Source organism: Bacillus sp. JJ1127, assembly GCF_036965845.1.
Taxonomy (GTDB): domain Bacteria; phylum Bacillota; class Bacilli; order Bacillales; family Bacillaceae_G; genus Bacillus_A.
Genome location: NZ_JBALQK010000004.1, coordinates 1 through 1,272, shown reverse-complemented (window position 1 = coordinate 1,272; position 1,272 = coordinate 1). Strand labels below are relative to the sequence as shown.

Here is a 1,272-nt window from a genome sequence, read left to right as displayed (position 1 = left end):
CTGAAGATCTAGAAAAAAGTAAGATAAAACCCATAAAATTTTATAAATATATTCTGAATAATATTCTTGAATGTAAGATTTTGATATACTAGATTTTGTCTTTTTATAAATTACATAATATCCAAGGAGGACTTATTTTCTATGAAAGTTATGTTAAAAAACGAAAATACCGGACAAATTAAACAAGCAAAACTAGGTTTTAGCTGGACTGTCTTTTTCTTCGGTTTTTTCCCTACTATATTCCGTGGAGATTGGAAATGGTTTTTAATTATCTTAATTGCAAGTTTTTTTACATTTGGATTCTCTAATTTAGTTTTCTGCTTTATTTATAATAAAATATACATAAATGAGCTACTCTCTCAAGGTTATAAGGCCGCAGACGAATATAGTCATTCCGCTTTACAACAAAAGAACATCGTAGCATAACACGTACTCAAAAAGAGGATATCTTAAAAATAACTCAATAGCTATTTTTAGAGATATCCTCTTTTATCATATTCCTACATATATAATACACATCTGTGCGGCAACATATGTTAGCCAAATCCAAAGTGGGTCATACTTTACTTTCCGTCCACCAATATCTGTAACACCAATAATGAAATCAGAAATCACAAATAGCAATCCACCAAATGCTGGTACCCACCATACTCCATGATTCGCATAATACAAGGCAAATGCAAAACAAGCCATTCCGCCCACCCATAAACCGTAAATGAGTGCACCTAAAGTAAACAACTTATCTTGATTGGGGTTTCGAATAAAAAAGAACCAACCAATAATTAAAAATAAACCATATACAAGTAGACCGATCCAAAAGCCATTCCATGAAATACCCGTTTGCAAAAATGCTGTTACATAAAAACAATGGGCAATCGCAAAGGCCACCATTCCTCCAATTAATCGATGACCAAATGGAATCAATCCTGCCATAAATAAATCACCTAATGTAGATAACGTCATGCCAATTGCAACCCATTGATGATACGCTATAGATGGATCTTGTAACCATATCCAAATCGCACCAATAGTTAAAGAAAAACTAAGGATAAGGCGGATAACTAATGGTAATGGTCTATTTCCTCGTGTTTGATTTGTCTGCGCTATCGCATAAATGGCACCGGCAACAAATATAATAATTTGTCCAATTAATAAAATATAAATTTCATTCATAATGTGTTCTCCTCAACAAATGGATATGTATCTGAACTCAAAATGCTATTTTACCAATAAAGTAAAACTTGAATCAGCGAGGGTTTTCTTCATCCCCAC

General features: G+C 32.8%; 2 protein-coding genes. One reads left to right on the top strand and one right to left on the bottom strand.

The features are described 5' to 3' along the window. Positions 1–141 precede the first annotated feature (141 nt). A complete protein-coding gene (locus V7183_RS00535; RefSeq protein WP_097898727.1) occupies positions 142–426 on the top strand; it encodes a hypothetical protein in 285 nt (94 codons plus the stop codon). Positions 427–492: 66 nt separating this feature from the next. Here the strand turns inward: V7183_RS00535 and V7183_RS00530 are convergent, their stop codons facing one another. Further along, positions 493–1,173 (bottom strand): lysoplasmalogenase, encoded by a 681-nt coding sequence (locus V7183_RS00530; protein WP_335358380.1) that lies wholly within the window; start codon positions 1,171–1,173, stop codon positions 493–495. Positions 1,174–1,272: the final 99 nt, after the last annotated feature.